Raw genomic sequence first — 18,578 nt, 5'->3', positions numbered from 1 at the left:
ACGAGGCCGGCCCGCGGAGCGATCCGCGGGCCGGCCTCGTTTCTGTTCGGCGGCCTTGCACCTGACGCAACGTGAGGTCCTAGCGTGGCGGCATGACTACAGACGAGAACGACGAGGCGTTGACGGAGCAGGACGTGATCGACGCGGCGACGCGGTTGCCGGGGGTGGTCGTGGTGACCGCCGACGAGGCGAGCGGGGCGCCCGAAGCCTCCTGGGGTGACTCGTTCGTCCACGTCGACCCGGACCGGAAGTTCCCGTTCGCGACGATTGTGACCCGGGACGTGCCCGGCTGGGACACTTACTCGGCGCTGGATCGTGACGGTGCGTTCCGCGTGAACTTCGGCGTCGGTCGGGCGGGGTTCGAGGAGCTGCTCGGCTACCCACCGGCCGCGCACGCCGAGCACTCGCACGGGATCGACTTCACCGTCGGCGACCGGCTGCTGCCGCACCCGACGTACGCCGCACAGTCCTGGGTGTCGATCGTGTGTCCCACGAGGGCGAACCTCCCGCTGGTGCGGGACCTGTTCGGCCGGGCCCACGCGCGCGCCGCGCGCCGCCGCCGGACCGGGTGACGATGGGCGATGATCGAGTGATGGACGACGGCTACACGGTCGGGGACCTCGCGCGGCTGTCCGGCGTCTCGGTGCGGACCCTGCACCACTACGACGCCATCGGGCTGCTCACGCCGCACGCGCGCAGCAGCGCCAACCACCGGCGGTACACGGATGCCGATGTCGCGCGGCTGCGGCAGATCCTCTTCTACCGCGAGCTCGAGTTCGGCCTCGACGAGATCGCGGAGATCCTGGCCGATCCAGCGGTGCACCCGGACGCGCACCTGCGTCGGCAGCACCGGCTGCTGCGCGAGCGTCGGGCCCGCATCGACGGCCTGCTCGACGCCGTCGAACGCGAACTGCGGGCGCACGGCTCGGGCATCGCGCTGACGGCCGCGGAGCAGCTCGAGATCTTCGACACCGACCGCTTCGGCGCCGCGCTCGCGGAGGTCGAGGAGCAGTGGGGGTCGACGCCCACGCGGCGGCCTACACGAAGGAGGACTGGGCGGCGATCAAGGCGGAGGCCGACGCCGACATCGCTGCCTTCGCGGCGGCGCTGGCGGCGGGGGAGCCCGCCGACGGCGAGGTCGCGATGAGGGCCGCCGAGGATCACCGGACGCACCTGGCGCGCTGGTTCTTTCCCTGCAGCCATCGGCAGCACCGAAAGGTGGCCGCGCACTACGTGTCCGACCCGGCGACCGTCGCGCAGTGGGACGAGATCGCACCGGGGTTCGCGTGGTACGTGCACGACGCGATCGTGGCGAACGCCGACCGCGCCGGTTCGTGACCATTCGCTCAGGTGGAGCGCGATTCCTTCTCGGCGACGAGCAGGTAGGCGGCCATCAGCCGTTTCAGCTCGTCGACGGCGTCCGCGTGGCTCTGCCCGTCCTGGACCGAGAAGTTGAGCATCGAGTACACGACGTGGACGAGGACCTCGGCCATCATCGTGCGGCGGTCGCGTTCGGTGCGCGGGGTCAGCGGGGCGAGCATCCGGGAGATCTGCTCGGCGAGCTGGCGCTCCTGGATCTTTCCGGTCGCCCTGGTCGACGGGGTGGACTGCATCGCCAGCCACACCTCGCGCCGCGACGGGTCCGAGGTCCACAGCTTCGCCAGGTGATCGACGAAGTTGTTCAGGAACCGAAGCCAGTCGAGTGAGGGCACCTCGCCGTTGAACTGCTCGAGTTCATCGCGCACCGAGGTGAAGTCCTGCCGGTTCAGTTCGCACACGATCACGTACTTGTTGGCGAAGAACTGGTAGAGCGTGCCGATCGGGACATCGGCCCGAGACGCCACCTCCTCGCAGGTGAACGACTCGAACCCGACATCGGTGAGCAGGTCCCGCGACGAGGCGAGCAGGGCGTCGAACTTTCGTCTGCTGCGCTCCTGGGTCGGCCGCTTGCGGGGGAGCAGTTCCTCCAGCGCGGCTGGGTCGGCACCAGCCTCCAGGGCCGGGTCCGCGCGGCGCGAGGTTCGGCTGCTGGTCATGGACTCCACCTGTCCAGGTTATCCGTCTTTGTAGCCGGATCCGATGAACCCCGGGTTCTGGGTGTTTCCCGGGGTATCGGATACCTCGAGGAGCTACCGGGTGACGCGGTTGCGGTACAGGACGTTGGCCCAGACGAACCCGATCGCCGCGATCGCCGCGCACCAGGCCACCGCGAGCCAGGCACTGTTGCCGATCGGGGTGCCCATCAGCAGGCCGCGGACCGTCTCGATGATCGGGGTGATCGGCTGGTTCTCGGCGAACCACCGCAGCCAGGTCGGCATCGTCTCGGCAGGCACGAAGGCGCTGCTGACGTACGGCAGGAACATGATGACGAAGGTGAACCCGCCCGCCGCCTCCGGGTTCTTCGCCAGCAGGCCGAGGGCCGTCGACAGGTACGACAGGGCGAAGACGAAGGCCGCGATCATCCCGATCACGCCGAGCCACTTCATCGGGTCGCTGGTCGGGCGGAAGCCCATCAGCAAGGCGACCGCGAAGACGATCGCGGTGGTGAGCAGGTTGCGGACCACGCTGGCGAGCACGTGCCCGGTCAGGAACGAGGACTGGGCGATGGGCAGCGTCCGGAATCGGTCGATGATGCCCTCGGTCATGTCGGACGAGACCCCGACCGCCGTCGTCGAGGCGCCGAAGGCGGCGCACAGCAGGATGATTCCGGGCACCACGTAGTTGATGTACGCGGTGCCGGTGTCGATCGCGCCACCGAAGACGTACACGAACAGCAGCATCAGCATGATCGGCAGCGCGACCGCCATGATCATCGAGTCCGGGCTTCGCAGAAGGTGTTTGAGGCTGCGGCGCAGCATCGCCAGCGAGTCGGCGGCGACGGCGGTACGGGGCAAGGTCTGGGTGCTCATCGGGCTGCTGCTTTCGTGGTCGGGGCGTCGGCGTCGCGGGGCGAGCCGGTGAGGGCGAAGAAGACGTCGTCGAGGTCGGGCGTGTGCAGGGCGAACTTCTCGACCGAGATGTCGTCGTCGATGCGGTCGAGCAGGGCCCGCAGGGACGCGATGCTGCCGTCGGTTGGCACCTCGACGGTGAGGGTCTCGGGGCGCGTGACGGACCCGGGCAACGCGCCCGCGGCCCGGTCCAGCTGGGCGGGATCGGTGAACTGCAGCTCCATGTGGCCGCCGTGGACGAGCCGCTTGAGCTCGTCGGCGGTGCCCTCGGCCACGATCCGGCCCCCGTCGATGACGGCGATCCGGTCGGCGAGCTCGTCGGCCTCGTCGAGGTACTGGGTGGTGAGGAAGATGGTCACGCCGCTCGCGACCAGCTCGCGGATGACGATCCACATGTCGCGGCGACTGCGCGGGTCGAGTCCGGTCGTCGGCTCGTCGAGGAACACCACCTTCGGGTTCGCGACCAGGCTCATCGCCAGGTCGAGGCGCCGTCGCATGCCGCCCGAGTAGGTCTCGGACCGCCGGTCCGCCACGTCCGTGAGAGCAAAGCGGTCCAGGAGTTCGGCGGCGCGGCGCCGCGATTCCCGCCTGCCGAGGTGATTGAGCTCGGCCATGAGCGCGAGGTTCTCCCTGCCCGTGAGCAGCTTGTCGACCGCCGCGTACTGACCCGTGACGCTGATGCTGCGCCGCACTTGCTGGGCCGATCGGGGCAGGTCATGGCCGGCCACGGTGACGGTGCCGGAGTCGAAGGGCAGCAGGGTGGACAGGATCCGGACGGTGGTGGTCTTGCCCGCGCCGTTGGCGCCGAGCAGGGCGAACACCCCGCCCTCGGGCACGAACAGGTCGAGTCCGTCGAGCACGGTGTGGTCGCCATAGGACTTGGTGAGCCCGGCGACGGAGATCGCGCCGGTGGATTCGGGTCTGGTCATGGGATCGTCCCTTTCGCAAAACTGTGTATGTCATATACTTCGGTTTATAAGGTACACAGTTTTACGATGAGCGCAAGAGGTGACGACGGGAGCGGTACGGAAATGGATACGAGTGGTGCGGACAACGCGGGGGCCGGGGATCTGCCACGGGCCGTCAAGCTGGCCTGGGGGCTGGCCGAACCGGGCAGTCGGGGTCCGCGCCGCGGGCTGAGCATCGAGAGGATCCTCGACACCGCAATCGAGATCGCGGACACGGAGGGTGCCGCATCGCTGTCGATGGCCCGCCTGGCGAAGGAACTGGGCTTCACGACCATGTCGCTCTATCGGTACGTCAAGAGCAAGGACGAGCTGATCGAGCTGATCAGCGACCGGGTTGTGGGGCCCGCGCCACACATCGAGCCGGGTACGCCGTGGCGGGAGGCGTTGGCGCAGTGGGCGACCTCCGAGTACGAGGCGCTGATGCGGCACCCGTGGTGGCTGCAGCTGTCCCTCGGGGAGTGCCACCGACCGGACCCAACAACATGGCGTGGCTGGAGGCCGGACTCGGCTGCCTGGCCGACACCCCGCTGCCGAAGCCGCTGCGTTTCCAGATCGTCCTCAACACCTCGCTCTACGTGATCGGGCGCGCGCGCTTCGCAGCGGACTTCGCGGCTGCCTCCGCCACGGTGTCGCCCGAGTACGCCGCCGCACTGGACTATCCGGTGCTGCTGCCGCGCCTGCTCGCCCCGGCGGAGTTCCCCCACCTGACCGGGGCGCTCGCGGACGGCGCCTTCGACGCCGACCCCGACGTCGACTGGGAGGACGCGGACTTCACCTTCGCGCTCGGCCTGATGCTCGACGGCATCGAGAAGCTGGTCGACGCACACCGCTGAGGAGGTCGGTGCTCAGCCGGCGTCGCGGGCGCGCACCCCTCATCCGAACCGGGTGAATTCGCGACCTGGAAGCGCGTGATCCGCTGCAGATCCGTTGCACCGGGGGAATAGTGCAAGGGGAAGCCCGCGGTCGCGTCGGTGACCCGGTCCGACGTCGATTGGTGGGAACCGATGAGCGTTGACACAGAGGGTCCGGCGGACGGCGCCGCGACGCCGAGGCGACTCCCCGTCGCACCCAGGCAGCAGTACATCACCTGGATCGCGCTGGCGATGATGACCACGAGTTCGGTCGCCAGCCTGCGCTCCGCGCCGTCGATGGCGATATACGGCCTCGCGTGCGTGTTCCTCTACATCGTTCCGGCGATCGTGTTCCTGCTGCCGACCTCACTGGTGGCGGCCGAGCTCGCCTCGGGCTGGTCCGGCGGGGTGTACCGCTGGGTGGGCGAGGGCATCTCCGACAAGGCGGGCTTCCTCGCCGTCTGGTGCCAGTTCGCGATGACGATCTTCTACTACCCGACGCTGTTGGCCTACGTGGCCAGCACGTTCGCCTACGTGATCAATCCGGCGTTGGCCTCGAACGGGCTCTACACCGCGATCATCATCGTCACCCTGTTCTGGACCGGGGTCTTCGTCTCCTCGAGAGGGATGAAGGCCGTGGCCGGACTCTCCAGCGCCGGACTCGTTCTCGGCACCCTGATCCCGGGCGTTCTGCTGATCGTCATGGGCGTGGTGTTCCTCGGGCAGGGCAACCCATCCGCGGCGCCGATGGAGTTCAGCGCGCTGCTCCCCGCGTGGACAGGGATCGCGAGCCTGGTGCTCATCGTCAACAACTTCCTGTCGTACTCGGGGATGGAGATGAACGCCGTCCACGTCTCCAGCCTGCGCAAGCCGGCCACGGAGTTCCCGCGCGCGATGTTCGTCGCGATGGGCCTGGTGCTCGCCATCTTCATCCTGCCCGCCATCGCGATCAGCTGGGTGGTGCCCGCCGAGAAGCTCTCGCTCACCGCGGGCGTGATGCAGGCCTTCGACATCTTCTTCGCGCACTTCGGATTCGGCTGGGCGACACCGATTCTGGCGTTGATGCTGATCGCCGCATCGCTGGGCGGGATGCTGACCTGGCTGGCCGGGCCCTCCAAGGGGCTGCTCATGATCGGCAGGCAGGACGGGTTCCTGCCACCGATCCTGCAGCGGTTGAACAAGCACGGGGTCCAGCAGAACATCCTGGTCGCACAGGGCGTCGTGACCACCCTCATCGCGCTGCTGTACGCCTTCATCCCGGAGGTCTCCAGCGCCTACTGGATCCTGTCGGTGATCACCACCCAGGTCTACCTCGTGGTGTACCTGCTGATGTTCGTTGCCGCGATGCGACTGCGCAAGAACCGGCCGGACCAGCCGCGGGGCTACCGTGCACCCGCGCTGTTCCTGCTCTGCTGGGTCGGCATCATCTCGAGCCTCGCGGCGTTCTGCATCGGGTTCGTGCCGCCCTCTCAGTTCGGTGGCGGCAGCGTCTTCGTCTACATCCTCATCGTCGGTGGCGGGTTCGGGATCGTCGGGATCGGTGTCCCGCTCCTGATCCTTGCCCTGCGCAAACCCTCATGGAAACAGGATGTCTCGGCCGACCCGCTGGCGAAGGAGGCGTGATGACCACACCGGAGAAGGGCGAGCTCGACGTGGCCGCCGTCGACGATCTGCACAAGCGGCCGGAGAACACGCACTGGATCCTCTACCTGGCGGCCTTCGCGGTGTTCGTCGGCCTGGCGGCCTGGGGTCTGGTCACCTTCAACGAGAACAAACGCACCGACGAGGCGGACGCCAAGGCCACCGAGCTCGCCCAGCGGTTCGAGGCGGCGGGCCTGGGCACCCTCGACGTCGAGGCGACCGCGCGGGTGCTCGGATCGGACGGCGGTGCCGCGTGCACCGACCCGGGCAACGCGCTCAAGACCGGTCTGCTCAATCAGCAACTCGTCAGCGGCGCAGCCGGGCCCGGCCAGCGACCCATTCTCGCGACCCACGACGCGGTGGCGGGGGCGCGGTTGGTGATCGAGGTCTACTGCCCGGATCAGTCGGCCGAGTTCGAGGAAACCCTGAACGATCTGAAACTTGTCGACGGCAGCTAGCGGCAGCCGTCGGTGACTCTCCAGGAGGTGGCAATGCCGGACGAGATTCGCTCCAAGGTAAGGGACTTGATGCCCACGGCGCGCACGGAGCTCGCCACGCTGGTGGGCTTCAAGTCGGTGGCCGATCCCCGTCAGTTCCCGCCGCAGGGGTGCACGGACGCGGCGAACTGGGTGCGGGACGCGTTCGTCGCGGCCGGGATCGGCCATGTCGAGCTGATCGAGACCCCGGACGGCTCGAACGCCGTCGTCGGGCACCAGCCGGGGCCCGAGGGCGCTCCGACGGTTCTCCTCTACTGCCACTACGACGTTCAGCCGCCGGGCAACGAGAAGCTGTGGCACACCCCGCCGTTCGAGCTCACCGAACGCGACGGCCGCTGGTACGGGCGCGGCGCGGCGGACTGCAAGGGCAACATCGTGATGCACCTGCTCGCGTTGCGCGCGCTCGGCACACCTTTCCCGGTCGGCATCCGGGTGGTGGCCGAGGGTTCCGAGGAGATGGGCACCGGTGGCCTCGAGGAACTGGTGCAGCAGCGCCCCGAACTGTTCGAGGCCGACATGATCCTCGTGGTGGACACCGGCAACGCAGAGGTCGGTGAGCCGACGGCGACGATCACCCTGCGTGGGATGGCGAATGTCGTCGTGCACGTCGAGACGATGGCGGGGGAGGTGCACTCCGGGATGTTCGGCGGGCCTGCGCCCGACGCCCTCGCCGCGCTGGTGCAGATGCTGGCCACGCTCCGTGACGAGGACGGCAACACCGTGGTCGAGGGCCTGGATTCCGGGCAGCGCTGGGACGGCGCCGAATACGCCGAGGCGCAGTTCCGCACCGACGCAGGGGTGCTCGAGGGGTCGGCCTGCCCGGTTCGGGTTCCGTCGCGGATTCGGTGTGGGCCAGGCCCGCGCTGACGATCCTCGGGATGGACTGCCCGCCGGTCGTGGGATCGGCCGCCGCGATCCAGCCGAGGGCGTCGGCGCGACTGAACCTGCGGGTGCCGCCCGGGATGGACCCGCAGAAGGCGCAGGATGCGCTGATCGCGCACCTGGAGGCCGCCGCGCCGTGGGGCGCGCGGGTGACGGTCGAACCGGAGCAGATCGGATCGCCGTTCCGCGCCAGCACGGACGGGCCCGGCTATGCGGCCCTCGCCGACGCCATGGCCGAGGCCTTCGGGAAGCCGCTCGGCACGGTGGGGCAGGGCGGCTCGATCCCGCTCTGCAACGTCTTCGCGACCATGGTCCCCGGTGCGGAGATCGTGATGCTCGGGGTCGAGGAGCCGCGCTGCCTCATCCATGCCCCCAACGAGAGCGTCGACCCGTCCGAGATCGAGAACCTCGCGGTCGCGGAGGCGCTGTTCCTCGGACGGTTCGCCGCTACCCGCTGATCTACTGGGTCGGGATCAGACGGACAGGTCGCGGCGCAGCTTGGCGACGTGACCGGTGGCCCGGACGTTGTACTGGGCCACCTCGACCTTGCCCTGCTCGTCGACCAGGAAGGTGGAGCGGATCACGCCCTGCACGGTCTTGCCGTACATGGTCTTCTCGCCGAACGCGCCCCAGGCCTTGAGCGTCTCGCGTTCCGGATCCGACAGCAACGGGAAGGTGAGCTCCTCGTTGTCGCGGAACTTGGCCAGCTTCGCGGGCTTGTCGGGGGAGATCCCGACGACATCCAGGCCCGCGCCGTTCAGCTCGGCCAGGTTGTCGCGGAAGTCGCAGGCCTGCTTGGTGCAGCCGGGGGTGCTGGCCGCCGGGTAGAAGTACACGATCACCTTGCGTCCGCGGTAGTCGGCGAGCGAGACCTCCTTGCCGTCGGCGTCGGGCAGGGTGAAGCCGGGCGCGGTGTCCCCGGCGGCGAGTCTGATGTTCTCGGTCACGCCGACCAGGTTACTGGCAGCCGCGGTCGTGCCACCTGACGTCGGCGGTTCCTCCCTGCGCCCACGCGCACCGCACCGGTACGGTCATGGCAAGCAAGGTCGACGATGAGAGAAAGTGGGATCCACGTGCCCAGGGACACCGAGAGCATCGAGCGCGACATCGAGCAGGCGCGCAACCAGCTCGCCAGCACGCTCGACGAACTGAGCGTCCGCACCAACCCGAAGCGACTGGTCGAGAACGCCAAGGCAGGCCTGGTCGCCAAGATCAACGAGCCGCCGGTCAAGTTCGCCCTGATCGGCGCGGGCGCCTTGGTCGCGGTACTGGTGCTGCGCAAGATCTTCCGCTGATCGACGCGGTGTCCACCCGATTCCGCACCTTCGAGCGGACCTCGGTCGTCGAGGCACCGCGCGAGGCCGTCTGGGCGCGGATCGTCACCCCTCATGGCATCAACGACGAGATGATGCCGCTGCTGCGGATGGCGATGCCCAGGGGCGCGCGGGGCTGACGGTGGACACCGTCGAGGTCGGCCGCAAGGTCGGGCGATGCCGGCTGTACCTGTTCGGCATCGTCCCGTTCGACCATGACGACCTGATGCTCGCCGAACTGGAGCCGGGCCACCGGTTCCTCGAGCGTTCGACGATGGCCTCGATGCGGACATGGGAGCACGAGCGGACCCTGACCGCCGAGGGTGCACGACGAACCCTCGTGCACGACCGCGTCCGTTTCGAGCCGCGCGGTCCGATCGCCGCCGTCCCCTGGCTGCCCGGGCTGCTCGAGCGGGTGCTCGGCCGGTTCTTCGCGCACCGGCACCGAAAGCTGCGACGGCACTTCGCGAACTGAGGACCGGGCGAACTGAGAACCGAGCCCCGCGCGGCCCTTCCACGCAAGGATGTCGATCCGTCCGACGACAAAGAAGGCCCCGACCGTGACGGTCGGGGCCTTCTCGTGTGCGCCCACAGGGACTCGAACCCCGGACCCAGTGATTAAGAGTCACTTGCTCTACCAACTGAGCTATAGGCGCATTGTCACTCGCTCGGGACTCGCGCCCCGCTCTCTGCGACGTGGAGAACATTAGACGAGCGATCCGAGCGAATGCAAATCAGCCCCCCTCGGCACTCGACGGGCTGGTCAGGGCGCTGTGCGGGGTAACGCGCGCGGCCTGGGCGGCGATTGGAATATGAACGTTATTGGGTCGGCCGGGACGCTGTTGGCTGGCATGGCGCCGAGCCTGGCATCATGGCAGTTCACAGCTCTGCGCGTCCGGTGTGCGCCCTGTGGCGGCCGGTTGTGGATGGTGTGTTTAGTGGCTTCGAGGACATGAGGGTGGGGATCAGGGTGGCGACCATACGGGGAACGCTGAGTGCGGTGGCTCTCGCAGCGGCAGCGATGCTCGTGGCGACAGGGTGCACGGTGCAGTTCGGTGAGGATGCCGAGGCGGCGCCCGCGCAGGCGGCCATCGACCTGAACCCGGTGTTCGAGTTGATCAAGCCGAAGGTGACGTCGGTCGTGGCGGACGGCGCGGTCGGGCACTCGCCCGGCGACCCCGTCGCGGTCCGGGTCGCGGACGGCAAGCTGTCGAAGGTGACGCTGCTCGACGCGTCCGGCGACCCGGTGGCAGGCGCCATCGCCCCGGACGGTCAGTCCTGGGTGAACACGCAGCCGCTCAAGTACAACGGCGAATACCGTCTGCAGGCCGACGCTTTCGGGTTGGGCGGTGCGAGCACGACGGTGTCGAGCTTCACCACCAGCTCGCCCGGCAACCTCACCAAGCCATACGTGATGCCGGGGGACGGGGACGTCGTCGGGATCGGCCAGCCTGTCGCGGTGCAGTTCGACGAGTCGATCCCCGACCGCAAGGCCGCGCAGGACGCCATCACCGTCGTCACCAACCCGCCGGTGCCTGGCGCCTTCTACTGGGTCAACGACCGCGAGGTGCGCTGGCGTCCCGAGAACTACTGGGCCCCTGGCACCGCGGTGACGGTGGATGTCAACGTCTTCGGCCGCAACCTCGGCGGCACCCTGTTCGGTCAGGCGAACGAGCACCGTGAGTTCCGGATCGGCGACTCGATGATCGCGTATGCCGACGACAACACCAAGCAGGTCACGTTCGAGCGCAACGGCCAGGTGGTCATGACGATGCCGACGTCGATGGGCAAGGACAGCTCGCCAACTGACAACGGCGTGTACATCATCGGTGACCGTTTCGAGCACCTGATCATGGACTCGTCCACGTACGGCGTCCCGGTGAACTCCCCGCAGGGCTACAAGACCCCCGTGGACTACGCGACCCGAATGTCGTACAGCGGCATCTTCTTCCACTCCGCGCCGTGGTCGGTGGGGGACCAGGGCTCGGCCAACGTCAGCCACGGCTGCCTGAACCTGAGCCCGGCCAACGCGCGGTGGGTGTTCGAGAACACCAAGCGCGGCGACCTGACGATCGTGAAGAACACCGTCGGCGGCACGCTGTCCGGCACCGACGGACTCGGTGACTGGAACATCCCGTGGGCGACATGGAAGGCCGGCAACGCCTGATCTCGCGACCGTGGCGAGGGCCCCGCACCCACAAGGGTTGCGGGGCCCTCGTCGTCGGGCGACGGGGTCGCACGTCGACGGGCGGTCAGGAGTCGGTCTGGCGGTGGCGCTGGATCTCGGCGAGGCTCGCCCAGTCCTGGCGGCCACGTCCAGCCTCGATCGCGTCGCCTAGGAGTGTCGAGAGCAGATCGCCGACAGGCAAGGTCAGGCCGTGGGCGGAAGCCTCGGCGCGGGCCAGGTCTACATCCTTGCGGCCGAGAACCGTGGAGAATCCGGCCGGCTCGTAGGTGCGCCGGACGACGAGGTCCCCGTAGCTCGTGTACACCGGCCCCGGGACGATGGTCGAGGTGAGCACCTCGACCAGGCGGGCGGCGTCGACCCCGGCACGCTCGGCGAGGCTGACCGACTCCGACAGTGATTGAATCGCAGACGCTATTACCAGGTTTCCCGCGATCTTCACGACATTTGCCTGCGCCGGGTCCTCTCCGATCGGCCATGTGCGCGCGCTGATCGCGTCAAGGATCGGCTGGATGCGGGCGACCACATTCGCGTCACCGGCTGTGACGATGTTCAGCTGTCCCGCCTCGGCGACCGCGACTCGCCCGAACACCGGGGCGGAAACGTAGCCAACGCCGTGCTCGGCATGACGCTGCGCCGCCAGGCGAGCCAGCGCCGGGCTGATCGTCGACAGGTTCACGTGCACTGCGCCGGCCGTCGTGGTGTCGAGCACCCCGCTGTCGAGGAAGACCTCACGAACGGCCGCATCGTCAGCCAGTAGTGAGAGCACCACGCCCGTGTCGAACGCGTCCGCGACGTCAGCCGCGGCGCGTGCGCCCTCGGAAACCAGCTCGTCGACGGGCGCGCGGCTGCGGTTCCACACGACCACCTCGTGGCCCGTCCTCAGCAGGTTACGGGCGACTGCGGCACCCATCGACCCCAACCCGACCACGGCGACACCGCTCATCTCGACAACCTTCCATGTGAACCGTTCAAGACGGTTCAACTATGCCACGAGGCGACCGAACGGGAACCATCTAAGATGGTTCTATGAGTGCACGGGAATCCGCACAGGCCGCAGACGCCCCGCCGTTCCGGCTGGACAACGAGTACCTGCCGTTCCGCTTCACCGCGACCCTCACCGATCGGCACGGCGCCCGAAGGGAACGCCTCGTCGACGCGGCGTGCCTCACCGCCTGGCTCGACGCGACCGGCTTGCGGCTTCTCGGCGCAGTCGCGGCGCCAGCCGATCTCGCGACGGCGCGCGACCTTCGCGAAGCGATCCACCGGGTCGGCACTGCGGTTGCCGAGGGGAGCGAGCCCGATCCGGACGACCGCGAGACCATCAACGCACTGGCCCGCGACACCCGGGCCTTTCCGATGCTCGACGAACAGGGGAAGGTCATGTGGTCCACCGATTCTCGGCGCCCCGTGCGCGATGGGCTCGGCATCGTTGCGCGGTCCGCGATCGACGTGCTCGGTGGGCCGGTGCGACCCCGCGTGACGGCGTGCCGCAACCAGGACTGTCGCGGCCTCTTCGTGGACACCAGCCGCGGCCGCAATCGTCGGTGGTGCTCGATGAACACCTGTGGCAACAAGTCCAAGAAGGCCGCGCTCAAAAACCGCGCGTGAGCGCGGCAGGCGCGGCCCCTGGCGACAATTCGCCGAGTCTCGGGAAACGGAGAACGCCCCCCGACCGGAGTCGGGGGGCGTTCTCTTCGGGTGACTGACGGGACTCGAACCCGCGACAGCCAGGATCACAACCTGGTGCTCTACCAACTGAACTACAGTCACCATTGCCGTCAGGTTTCACCCTTGCGGGCTGCTCCGTATCGGCGTGCACGATATTAGCCTGACTCGTCGCCGGAATGCCAATCGATATCTATTCGGCGACCAGATCCTCGACGACCGCGGCGATGTCGTCGGTGGTGGGGCCGGGATCCGCGACGAATGCGGTCCGTCGGTAGTACTTGAGTTCGCGGATGGATTCCTGGATGTCCGCCAGAGCACGGTGCGCGAGCCCCTTCTCCGGCTGACCGAAGTAGATCCGGGGATACCAGCGCCGGCACAGCTCCTTGATCGAGCTCACGTCGATCATCCGGTAGTGCAGGTACTCGTCGAGCGCGGGCATGTCCCTGGCGAGGAATCCGCGGTCGGTGGCGATCGAGTTGCCGGCAAGGGGGGCGGTGCCCGCGGCGGGGATGTGCTCGCGGATGTAGGCGAGCACCTGCTGCTCGGCCTCCTCGAGCGTCACCGTCGACCGGCGCACCTCCTCGGTCAGTCCGGAGCGCTCGTGCATCTCCTTGACGACGTCGGGCATGTCGGCCAGCGCGGCGTCGTCGGCGTGGATGACGATGTCAACGCCTTCTCCGAGCACATTCAGATCGCTGTCGGTGACCAGCGCGGCCACCTCGATCAGCTTGTCCGTGCCGAGCCGCAGTCCGGTCATTTCGCAATCGATCCACACAAGTTTGTCCTGCACCAGGAACACAGTAGTCAGCCCATGGCCGGGTTAAGGTCAACTGGTCGCTTCGGAGCCCGGTCGGCTGGGCGGCGGCGGACACATTCGACGACGTTGTCGCTCCGAGGAGGGCATGAATGACGGTGGATCCAACCTCATCCGGTGAATCCGCTCCACAGGTGGACTCGGTATCGCTCGAGGAGAAGGCCAAGGCGGCCAAGGCCGCTGCCGAGGAGGCCGCCCGCGTGGCGGCCGAGGCGCTGGCGGCGGCGCAGGCCGCCGAGCAGGCGGCGGCCGAGGCCGCGCGGGTCCAGGCGGCGAAGACCCCGGCCAAGCCGGCGCCGGTCGACGCACCTCCTGCGGCCGAAGCCGCGCCCGCCGCAGCGGCTCCCGCCGAGGCCGCCCCCGCCCCGGTCGAGACCGCCGCGGCACCGAGCCCGGCCGCGCAGGAGATCGCCGCGGGCTACGCGTTCGAGGGCGCGGCGCTGGAGCTGGGCACGGTGATCGTCGACGGTGTCGTGGATCCCGCTGCGCGCGTCCGGATCCCGCTCGCCACGATCAACAGGCACGGACTGGTCGCGGGCGCGACCGGTACCGGCAAGACGAAGACGTTGCAGGGCATCTGTGAGCAGCTCTCGGCAGCGGGCGTGCCAGTGGTGATGGCCGACGTCAAGGGCGACGTGTCCGGGCTCTCCGCGCCAGGCGAGTCGAGCGAGAAGATGGTCGCGCGGGCCGTCTCGACCGGCATCACGGACTGGGTGCCGACGGGGTTCCCTGTCGAGTTCCTCTCGCTCGGCACCGAGGGTATCGGTATCCCGGTGCGCGCGAGTATCACCAGCTTCGGGCCGATCCTGCTGAGCAAGGTGTTGGGGCTCAACGAAACCCAGGAGTCGACGCTCGGGTTGATCTTCCACTGGGCGGACACCCAGGGCCTCGCGCTGCTCGACCTCAAGGACCTGCGCTCGGTGATCGCGCACCTGACCTCCGACGAGGGCAAGGCCGACCTCAAGGGCATCGGTGGGGTCTCCTCGGCCACCGCGGGCGTGATCCTGCGCGCGCTGGTCAACCTGGAGGCCGACGGCGGTGACACCTTCTTCGGCGAGCCGGAGCTCGAGACCGAGGATCTGCTGCGGGTCGGGCCGGACGGCAAGGGCATCATCACGCTCTTCGAGCTGGGCGCGCAGGCGGCCCGCCCGGTGATGTTCTCCACCTTCCTGATGTGGGTGCTCGCCGACCTGTTCCAGACGCTGCCCGAGGTCGGCGATGTGGACAAGCCCAAGCTCGTGTTCATCTTCGACGAGGCGCACCTGCTGTTCACGGACGCGTCGAAGGCGTTCCTGCAGCAGGTGGAGCAGACCGTCAAGCTGATCCGCTCGAAGGGCGTCGGTGTGTTCTTCTGCACCCAGCTGCCCACGGACGTTCCCAACAACGTGCTCTCGCAGCTCGGTGCGCGGATCCAGCACGCCCTGCGCGCGTTCACCCCGGACGATCAGAAGGCGCTGAACAAGACGGTTCGCACCTACCCGAAGACGGAGCACTACGACCTGGAGAAGGCGCTGACCTCGCTCGGCATCGGTGAGGCCGTGGTGACGGTGCTGTCCGAGAAGGGCGCGCCGACGCCGGTGGCATGGGCCAAGATCCCGCCGCCGCGGTCGCTGATGGACACCATCGGTGAGCCGGCGATCAGGGCGGCGGCCGCGGCGAGTCCGCTGCACGCGAAGTACGGCCAGACCATCGACAGGGAATCGGCCTACGAGAAGCTGACGGCCAGCGTGTCCGGCGCGCCGAACGCGGACGGCATCGACCTGCCGCCCGCCCTGCCGGATCTGCCGGACCTGCCGCCCCGCCGCCGGACGAGCCGAGCGCCGTGGAACGGATCATGGAGAACAGCGCGGTCAAGAGCTTCCTGCGGTCGGCGGCGACCGTCGCCGGACGCGAGATCTCGCGCTCGATCTTCGGCACCGGCCGCCGTCGCAAGCGCTGACGCACCTGTGCGCGGTTGACGAGTCCATGGACTCGTCAACCGCGCACAGGCGGCGCAGCCGCCTAGGGCTTCGGGAGCAGGCGGGGAACCACCTTGCCCGCCGGGTTGCGGGGGAGTTCGTCGAGGAATGCGACCTCGCGCGGGACACAGTGCCGGGCAAGGTGCGCCTTCACGTGCGACTTGATCCCGTCCTCCGTCAGGCCCGCGCCTTCGGGGTCGTCGGTGCGCACCACGTAGGCGGCCAGCCGCGCGCCGAACTCCGGATCGTCGATGCCGACGACGGCGTTCTCCAGCACCCCGGGCAGCTCGCTGAGCAGGTTCTCGACCTCGCGCGGATAGACGTTCTCGCCGCCGGAGACGATCATGTCGTCGCTGCGTCCGTCGAGGAACAGCAGGCCGGACGGGTCGAAGTGCCCCAGGTCACCGGTGGACATCAGCCCGCCGCTGATCTCTTTCTCGCTCCCGCTGCGGGTGTAGCCCTCGAACAGCATTCCGTTGCCGACGAAGACACGGCCGACGGTGCCGTGCGGCACCTCGTGGCCGCGATCGTCGAGGATCCGCACGACGGTCCCGAGCGGGGGACGGCCGGCGGTGGTGGGGTGCTCACGCAGCTCGTGCGGCTGCGCGATCGACGCCCAACTCACCTCAGTGGAGCCGTAGAAGTTGTACAGCACGGACCCGAACACCTCGAAGGTCTTGTGCACCACCCCGGTCGGGATCGCCGAGCCGCTGGCCGCGATCACCCGCAGCGTGGAGAGATCGACGTCCCGATCGCCGGCGGGCAGATCCGTGATCCGCTGCAACATCGTCGGCACCACCCACAGCGCGGTGGCCCGGTGCTCGGCGATCTGGGCGACGGTGGCGGCCGGGTCGAATCGGCGGGCGAGCACCATGGTCGAGCGCAGGGCCAGGCCGACCTGCGCGGCGGCCAGGCCCCAGGTGTGGAAGATCGGCGAGGCGACGACGGTGGTCTCCGCGCTACGCAGGGGCAGCCGCGAGAGCAGGGCGGACGCGGGCATCCAGCTGCGCGGTTCCGGCCGGTTCGCACCCTTGGGGGTGCCGGTCGTGCCGGAGGTGAGGACGACGATCCGGCCGCGCCTCGGGCGGCGCGCCAGCGGTGCGGTGCTCCGCCGCCCGTCCGCGAGCAGGTCCTCGAAGCCCACCCGCTCCGCGTCGGCGCTTACTGGACGCTCCGCGGGCTCCGCGTCGGCGAACACCGCGACCCGGGGGCCGTGTCCGTCAGCAGCGGGGTGAACTCGGAATCGACCAGCAGCCAGTCGATCTTCTGTTCCGCCAGCACCTCTGCGAGCTGGGTGGTCGAGGCCCCGGTGTTCAGCAGCACCAGGTCGGTGCCGAGTCGTGCGGACGCGCCCATCGCGATCAGGAAACCGCGGTGGTTGCGGGCCAGGATGCCGATCCGCCCGCGTTCGCGCAGCCCACGCCCGTGCAGCGCGGCGGCGAGCGCGTGGGCGTCCGAGTTGAGCTGCCGGTAGCTGATCGGCCCGCGGTCGTCGATGACGGCGATCCGGTCGCCGTCGCGGCGCGCGGCCACCGCGAGCAGGCCGCCCGCGGTGAAGTCCCACTGGTACCAGGCGGAAACGACGCCGGCGAGCCTGCTCGGGCCCATCGGACCGACGATGCCCGCCTTGGTGACGGGGACGAGTCCCTTGAGTAGGTCGGTTGCTCCGGTAACGCTCGGCATCTCGGCGGTGTCCTCACTCACGCGGGGTATTCCGCTGCGGCGACGGCCACAGCCCCCCGGTAACTTACTCGGCGGTAAGGATCGTGCCAATGGGTACCCGACAGCTCGTGTCGGTGGCTGCGGGTGGACACCGCCCGCGCGCATGGCCGACCATGGGGCGATGACACTCAGTGCCGATGAGGCCGATCTGTTCGAGGCCTCCCGGGGTCGCCTGGAGGCGATCGCCTACCGGCTGCTCGGGTCGGCCGGTGATGCCGAGGACGCGGTGCAGGACGTGTACCTGCGCTGGCACGCGGCGGACCGGGACCGGATCGAGACGCCCGAGGCGTGGCTGACGAAGGTGCTCACCAATCTCTGCCTCAATCAGCTCACCTCGGCCAGGGCCCGGCGGGAAACCTATGTGGGACAGTGGCTCCCGGAGCCGGTGCTGGCCGGAGACCGGATGCTCGGTCCGGCCGACACCGCCGAGCAGCGCGAGTCGGTCTCCCTCGCGATGCTCCTGCTCATGGAGCGGCTCTCGCCCAACGAGCGCGTGGTCTACGTGCTTCGCGAGGCGTTCGGCCACTCCCATCGCGAGATCGCCGAGATCCTCGACCTCAGCGAGTCGAACTGTCAGCAGATCTACCGGCGGGCCAAGCAGCATGTCACCGGGCGTTCCCGCGCCACGGTCGACGAGGCCGCCGCGCGGCGGATCGTCGAGGAATTCCTCGCCGCGGTCCTCAGCGGCGACACCGACCCGCTGATCCGGCTGCTCGCCGACGATGCGGTCGGCGTTGCCGATGGCGGTGGCCGGATCCCGGCCCGCAAGACGCCGGTGCTCGGTGCGCACGAGATCGCGCGCTACCTGGCCCACGCGTTCCGTCTGACCGATGCCAAGCGCCGCTATGTCGGTGGCGATCCGGTGTTCTACGCCTGCGTGGTCAACGGCGGCCCCGGCGTGCTGGCGCAGGTTGGTGACCGGGTCTTCGCCGTCTTCGCCCTCGACGTGACCCCTGACGGCATCGCGGCGGTCCACATCCAGGTCAACCCCGAGAAGCTGGGCCGCATCGCGCACCAGTGGGAGGCGGAGGGCCTGCACAGCCCCCTCGCCGTCACGTGGTGACCCACATCACACACGGTTCGTGTCAGGGATCGCGCGCCTATCCGGTTCAGGAGGTGAGTCCACAC

19 protein-coding genes, 2 tRNA genes and 3 pseudogenes are annotated in these 18,578 nt (G+C 68.9%); 14 read left to right on the top strand and 10 right to left on the bottom strand.

Annotated features, from left to right (window positions below; all coding sequences use genetic code 11):
- The first annotated feature begins 92 nt into the window (after window positions 1-92).
- From BTZ20_RS17115 to BTZ20_RS28260, 3 genes are read left to right on the top strand one after another with little or no spacing between them, the layout of a single operon-like run.
- Window positions 93-572, top strand: coding sequence for a DUF6194 family protein (locus BTZ20_RS17115; RefSeq protein ID WP_223263381.1), 480 nt, complete (start codon window positions 93-95; stop codon window positions 570-572).
- A 2-nt stretch (window positions 573-574) separates the two neighbouring features.
- Window positions 575-1,147 (top strand): MerR family transcriptional regulator, encoded by a 573-nt coding sequence (locus BTZ20_RS17110; protein WP_223263380.1) that lies wholly within the window; start codon window positions 575-577, stop codon window positions 1,145-1,147.
- Window positions 1,063-1,338, top strand: coding sequence for a TipAS antibiotic-recognition domain-containing protein (locus BTZ20_RS28260; RefSeq protein ID WP_223263817.1), 276 nt, complete (start codon window positions 1,063-1,065; stop codon window positions 1,336-1,338). Before BTZ20_RS17110 ends, BTZ20_RS28260 begins: the two co-directional genes overlap by 85 nt.
- 8 nt (window positions 1,339-1,346) lie before the next feature.
- Here the strand turns inward: BTZ20_RS28260 and BTZ20_RS17105 are convergent, their stop codons facing one another.
- The 3 genes from BTZ20_RS17105 to BTZ20_RS17095 all read right to left on the bottom strand — a co-directional run bounded on the left by BTZ20_RS17105 (window position 1,347) and on the right by BTZ20_RS17095 (window position 3,877).
- On the bottom strand, window positions 1,347-2,036 hold the full coding sequence (locus tag BTZ20_RS17105) for a TetR/AcrR family transcriptional regulator (protein ID WP_245220990.1): 690 nt from the start codon (window positions 2,034-2,036) through the stop codon (window positions 1,347-1,349).
- A 93-nt stretch (window positions 2,037-2,129) separates the two neighbouring features.
- Window positions 2,130-2,909: an ABC transporter permease gene (locus BTZ20_RS17100; RefSeq protein ID WP_077042190.1), complete on the bottom strand. Its 780-nt coding sequence runs from the start codon at window positions 2,907-2,909 to the stop codon at window positions 2,130-2,132.
- A complete protein-coding gene (locus BTZ20_RS17095; RefSeq protein WP_077042189.1) occupies window positions 2,906-3,877 on the bottom strand; it encodes an ATP-binding cassette domain-containing protein in 972 nt (323 codons plus the stop codon). The genes BTZ20_RS17100 and BTZ20_RS17095 overlap by 4 nt, the downstream gene beginning before the upstream one ends.
- 66 nt (window positions 3,878-3,943) lie before the next feature.
- Between BTZ20_RS17095 and BTZ20_RS29505 the strand changes: the two genes are divergently transcribed.
- From BTZ20_RS29505 to BTZ20_RS17075, 5 genes and pseudogenes are all read left to right on the top strand, one after another.
- Window positions 3,944-4,495, top strand: a complete 552-nt coding sequence (locus tag BTZ20_RS29505; protein WP_317616049.1) for a TetR/AcrR family transcriptional regulator — start codon at window positions 3,944-3,946, stop codon at window positions 4,493-4,495.
- On the top strand, window positions 4,399-4,749 hold the full coding sequence (locus BTZ20_RS29500; RefSeq protein WP_317616048.1) for a TetR/AcrR family transcriptional regulator C-terminal domain-containing protein: 351 nt from the start codon (window positions 4,399-4,401) through the stop codon (window positions 4,747-4,749). The genes BTZ20_RS29505 and BTZ20_RS29500 overlap by 97 nt, the downstream gene beginning before the upstream one ends.
- Before the next feature lie 171 nt (window positions 4,750-4,920).
- Window positions 4,921-6,390: an APC family permease gene (locus BTZ20_RS17085; protein ID WP_077042188.1), complete on the top strand. Its 1,470-nt coding sequence runs from the start codon at window positions 4,921-4,923 to the stop codon at window positions 6,388-6,390.
- The gene (locus BTZ20_RS17080; RefSeq protein WP_077042187.1) at window positions 6,390-6,866 is read left to right on the top strand and encodes a hypothetical protein; all 477 of its coding nucleotides are present in this window, start codon (window positions 6,390-6,392) and stop codon (window positions 6,864-6,866) included. Before BTZ20_RS17085 ends, BTZ20_RS17080 begins: the two co-directional genes overlap by 1 nt.
- 33 nt (window positions 6,867-6,899) lie before the next feature.
- A pseudogene (locus BTZ20_RS17075) lies at window positions 6,900-8,245 on the top strand (dipeptidase).
- 15 nt (window positions 8,246-8,260) lie between these two features.
- Here BTZ20_RS17075 and bcp read toward each other — a convergent pair.
- Entirely contained in the window at window positions 8,261-8,734 is a 474-nt protein-coding gene (gene bcp, locus BTZ20_RS17070) for a thioredoxin-dependent thiol peroxidase (RefSeq protein WP_077042186.1), read from the bottom strand.
- Between the two features lie 126 nt (window positions 8,735-8,860).
- Here bcp and BTZ20_RS17065 point away from each other — a divergent pair, with 126 nt between their 5' ends.
- Both BTZ20_RS17065 and BTZ20_RS17060 read left to right on the top strand, forming a co-directional pair.
- The gene (locus BTZ20_RS17065; protein ID WP_077042185.1) at window positions 8,861-9,082 is read left to right on the top strand and encodes a DUF3618 domain-containing protein; all 222 of its coding nucleotides are present in this window, start codon (window positions 8,861-8,863) and stop codon (window positions 9,080-9,082) included.
- Window positions 9,083-9,090: 8 nt separating this feature from the next.
- Window positions 9,091-9,575: pseudogene (locus BTZ20_RS17060) on the top strand (hypothetical protein).
- 108 nt (window positions 9,576-9,683) lie between these two features.
- Here BTZ20_RS17060 and BTZ20_RS17055 read toward each other — a convergent pair.
- Window positions 9,684-9,756, bottom strand: a tRNA-Lys gene (locus BTZ20_RS17055).
- Between the two features lie 365 nt (window positions 9,757-10,121).
- Here BTZ20_RS17055 and BTZ20_RS17050 point away from each other — a divergent pair.
- Window positions 10,122-11,267 carry a L,D-transpeptidase gene (locus BTZ20_RS17050; RefSeq protein ID WP_411269157.1) on the top strand — a complete coding sequence of 382 codons (1,146 nt, stop codon included), beginning with the start codon at window positions 10,122-10,124 and terminating at the stop codon, window positions 11,265-11,267.
- An 85-nt stretch (window positions 11,268-11,352) separates the two neighbouring features.
- Here the strand turns inward: BTZ20_RS17050 and BTZ20_RS17045 are convergent, their stop codons facing one another.
- Window positions 11,353-12,231 (bottom strand): NAD(P)-dependent oxidoreductase, encoded by an 879-nt coding sequence (locus tag BTZ20_RS17045; protein ID WP_077042183.1) that lies wholly within the window; start codon window positions 12,229-12,231, stop codon window positions 11,353-11,355.
- Between the two features lie 83 nt (window positions 12,232-12,314).
- Between BTZ20_RS17045 and BTZ20_RS17040 the strand changes: the two genes are divergently transcribed.
- Window positions 12,315-12,896: a CGNR zinc finger domain-containing protein gene (locus tag BTZ20_RS17040; RefSeq protein WP_077042182.1), complete on the top strand. Its 582-nt coding sequence runs from the start codon at window positions 12,315-12,317 to the stop codon at window positions 12,894-12,896.
- Window positions 12,897-12,985: 89 nt separating this feature from the next.
- On the opposite strand, the gene BTZ20_RS17035 is transcribed toward BTZ20_RS17040, so the two are convergent.
- Both BTZ20_RS17035 and orn read right to left on the bottom strand, forming a co-directional pair.
- Window positions 12,986-13,058: transfer RNA gene (locus BTZ20_RS17035), tRNA-His, on the bottom strand.
- A gap of 88 nt (window positions 13,059-13,146) precedes the next feature.
- The gene (orn, locus tag BTZ20_RS17030) at window positions 13,147-13,746 is read right to left on the bottom strand and encodes an oligoribonuclease (RefSeq protein ID WP_077043782.1); all 600 of its coding nucleotides are present in this window, start codon (window positions 13,744-13,746) and stop codon (window positions 13,147-13,149) included.
- 116 nt (window positions 13,747-13,862) lie between these two features.
- Here orn and BTZ20_RS17025 point away from each other — a divergent pair.
- Window positions 13,863-15,709 (top strand): annotated as a pseudogene (locus BTZ20_RS17025) (helicase HerA-like domain-containing protein).
- A gap of 62 nt (window positions 15,710-15,771) precedes the next feature.
- Here BTZ20_RS17025 and BTZ20_RS17020 read toward each other — a convergent pair.
- Entirely contained in the window at window positions 15,772-16,926 is a 1,155-nt protein-coding gene (locus BTZ20_RS17020) for an AMP-binding protein (RefSeq protein ID WP_223263378.1), read from the bottom strand.
- A complete protein-coding gene (locus BTZ20_RS28255; protein ID WP_223263377.1) occupies window positions 16,890-17,432 on the bottom strand; it encodes an AMP-binding protein in 543 nt (180 codons plus the stop codon). The genes BTZ20_RS17020 and BTZ20_RS28255 overlap by 37 nt, the downstream gene beginning before the upstream one ends.
- A 139-nt stretch (window positions 17,433-17,571) precedes the next feature.
- Here BTZ20_RS28255 and sigJ point away from each other — a divergent pair, with 139 nt between their 5' ends.
- Entirely contained in the window at window positions 17,572-18,513 is a 942-nt protein-coding gene (gene sigJ / locus BTZ20_RS17015) for an RNA polymerase sigma factor SigJ (RefSeq protein ID WP_077043781.1), read from the top strand.
- Window positions 18,514-18,578 lie beyond the last annotated feature (65 nt).

It is taken from the genome of Rhodococcus sp. MTM3W5.2, assembly GCF_001984015.1.
GTDB lineage: Bacteria > Actinomycetota > Actinomycetes > Mycobacteriales > Mycobacteriaceae > Rhodococcus_G > Rhodococcus_G oryzae.
Note: the sequence above shows the minus strand (reverse complement) of the source record. Positions and strands in the feature narration are given on the sequence as shown.

What these genes read in the sequence shown, in the direction of transcription:
- BTZ20_RS17115 (WP_223263381.1), top strand. Translation starts at nt 93, where the DNA reads ATGACTACAGACGAGAACGACGAGGCGTTGACGGAGCAGGACGTGATC.
- BTZ20_RS17110 (WP_223263380.1), top strand. Translation starts at nt 575, where the DNA reads ATGGGCGATGATCGAGTGATGGACGACGGCTACACGGTCGGGGACCTC.
- BTZ20_RS17105 (WP_245220990.1), bottom strand. Translation starts at nt 2,036, where the DNA reads ATGACCAGCAGCCGAACCTCGCGCCGCGCGGACCCGGCCCTGGAGGCT.
- BTZ20_RS17100 (WP_077042190.1), bottom strand. Translation starts at nt 2,909, where the DNA reads ATGAGCACCCAGACCTTGCCCCGTACCGCCGTCGCCGCCGACTCGCTG.
- BTZ20_RS17095 (WP_077042189.1), bottom strand. Translation starts at nt 3,877, where the DNA reads ATGACCAGACCCGAATCCACCGGCGCGATCTCCGTCGCCGGGCTCACC.
- BTZ20_RS29505 (WP_317616049.1), top strand. Translation starts at nt 3,944, where the DNA reads ATGAGCGCAAGAGGTGACGACGGGAGCGGTACGGAAATGGATACGAGT.
- BTZ20_RS29500 (WP_317616048.1), top strand. Translation starts at nt 4,399, where the DNA reads ATGGCGTGGCTGGAGGCCGGACTCGGCTGCCTGGCCGACACCCCGCTG.
- BTZ20_RS17085 (WP_077042188.1), top strand. Translation starts at nt 4,921, where the DNA reads ATGAGCGTTGACACAGAGGGTCCGGCGGACGGCGCCGCGACGCCGAGG.
- BTZ20_RS17080 (WP_077042187.1), top strand. Translation starts at nt 6,390, where the DNA reads ATGACCACACCGGAGAAGGGCGAGCTCGACGTGGCCGCCGTCGACGAT.
- BTZ20_RS17050 (WP_411269157.1), top strand. Translation starts at nt 10,122, where the DNA reads ATGCTCGTGGCGACAGGGTGCACGGTGCAGTTCGGTGAGGATGCCGAG.
- BTZ20_RS17045 (WP_077042183.1), bottom strand. Translation starts at nt 12,231, where the DNA reads ATGAGCGGTGTCGCCGTGGTCGGGTTGGGGTCGATGGGTGCCGCAGTC.
- BTZ20_RS17040 (WP_077042182.1), top strand. Translation starts at nt 12,315, where the DNA reads ATGAGTGCACGGGAATCCGCACAGGCCGCAGACGCCCCGCCGTTCCGG.
- sigJ (WP_077043781.1), top strand. Translation starts at nt 17,572, where the DNA reads ATGACACTCAGTGCCGATGAGGCCGATCTGTTCGAGGCCTCCCGGGGT.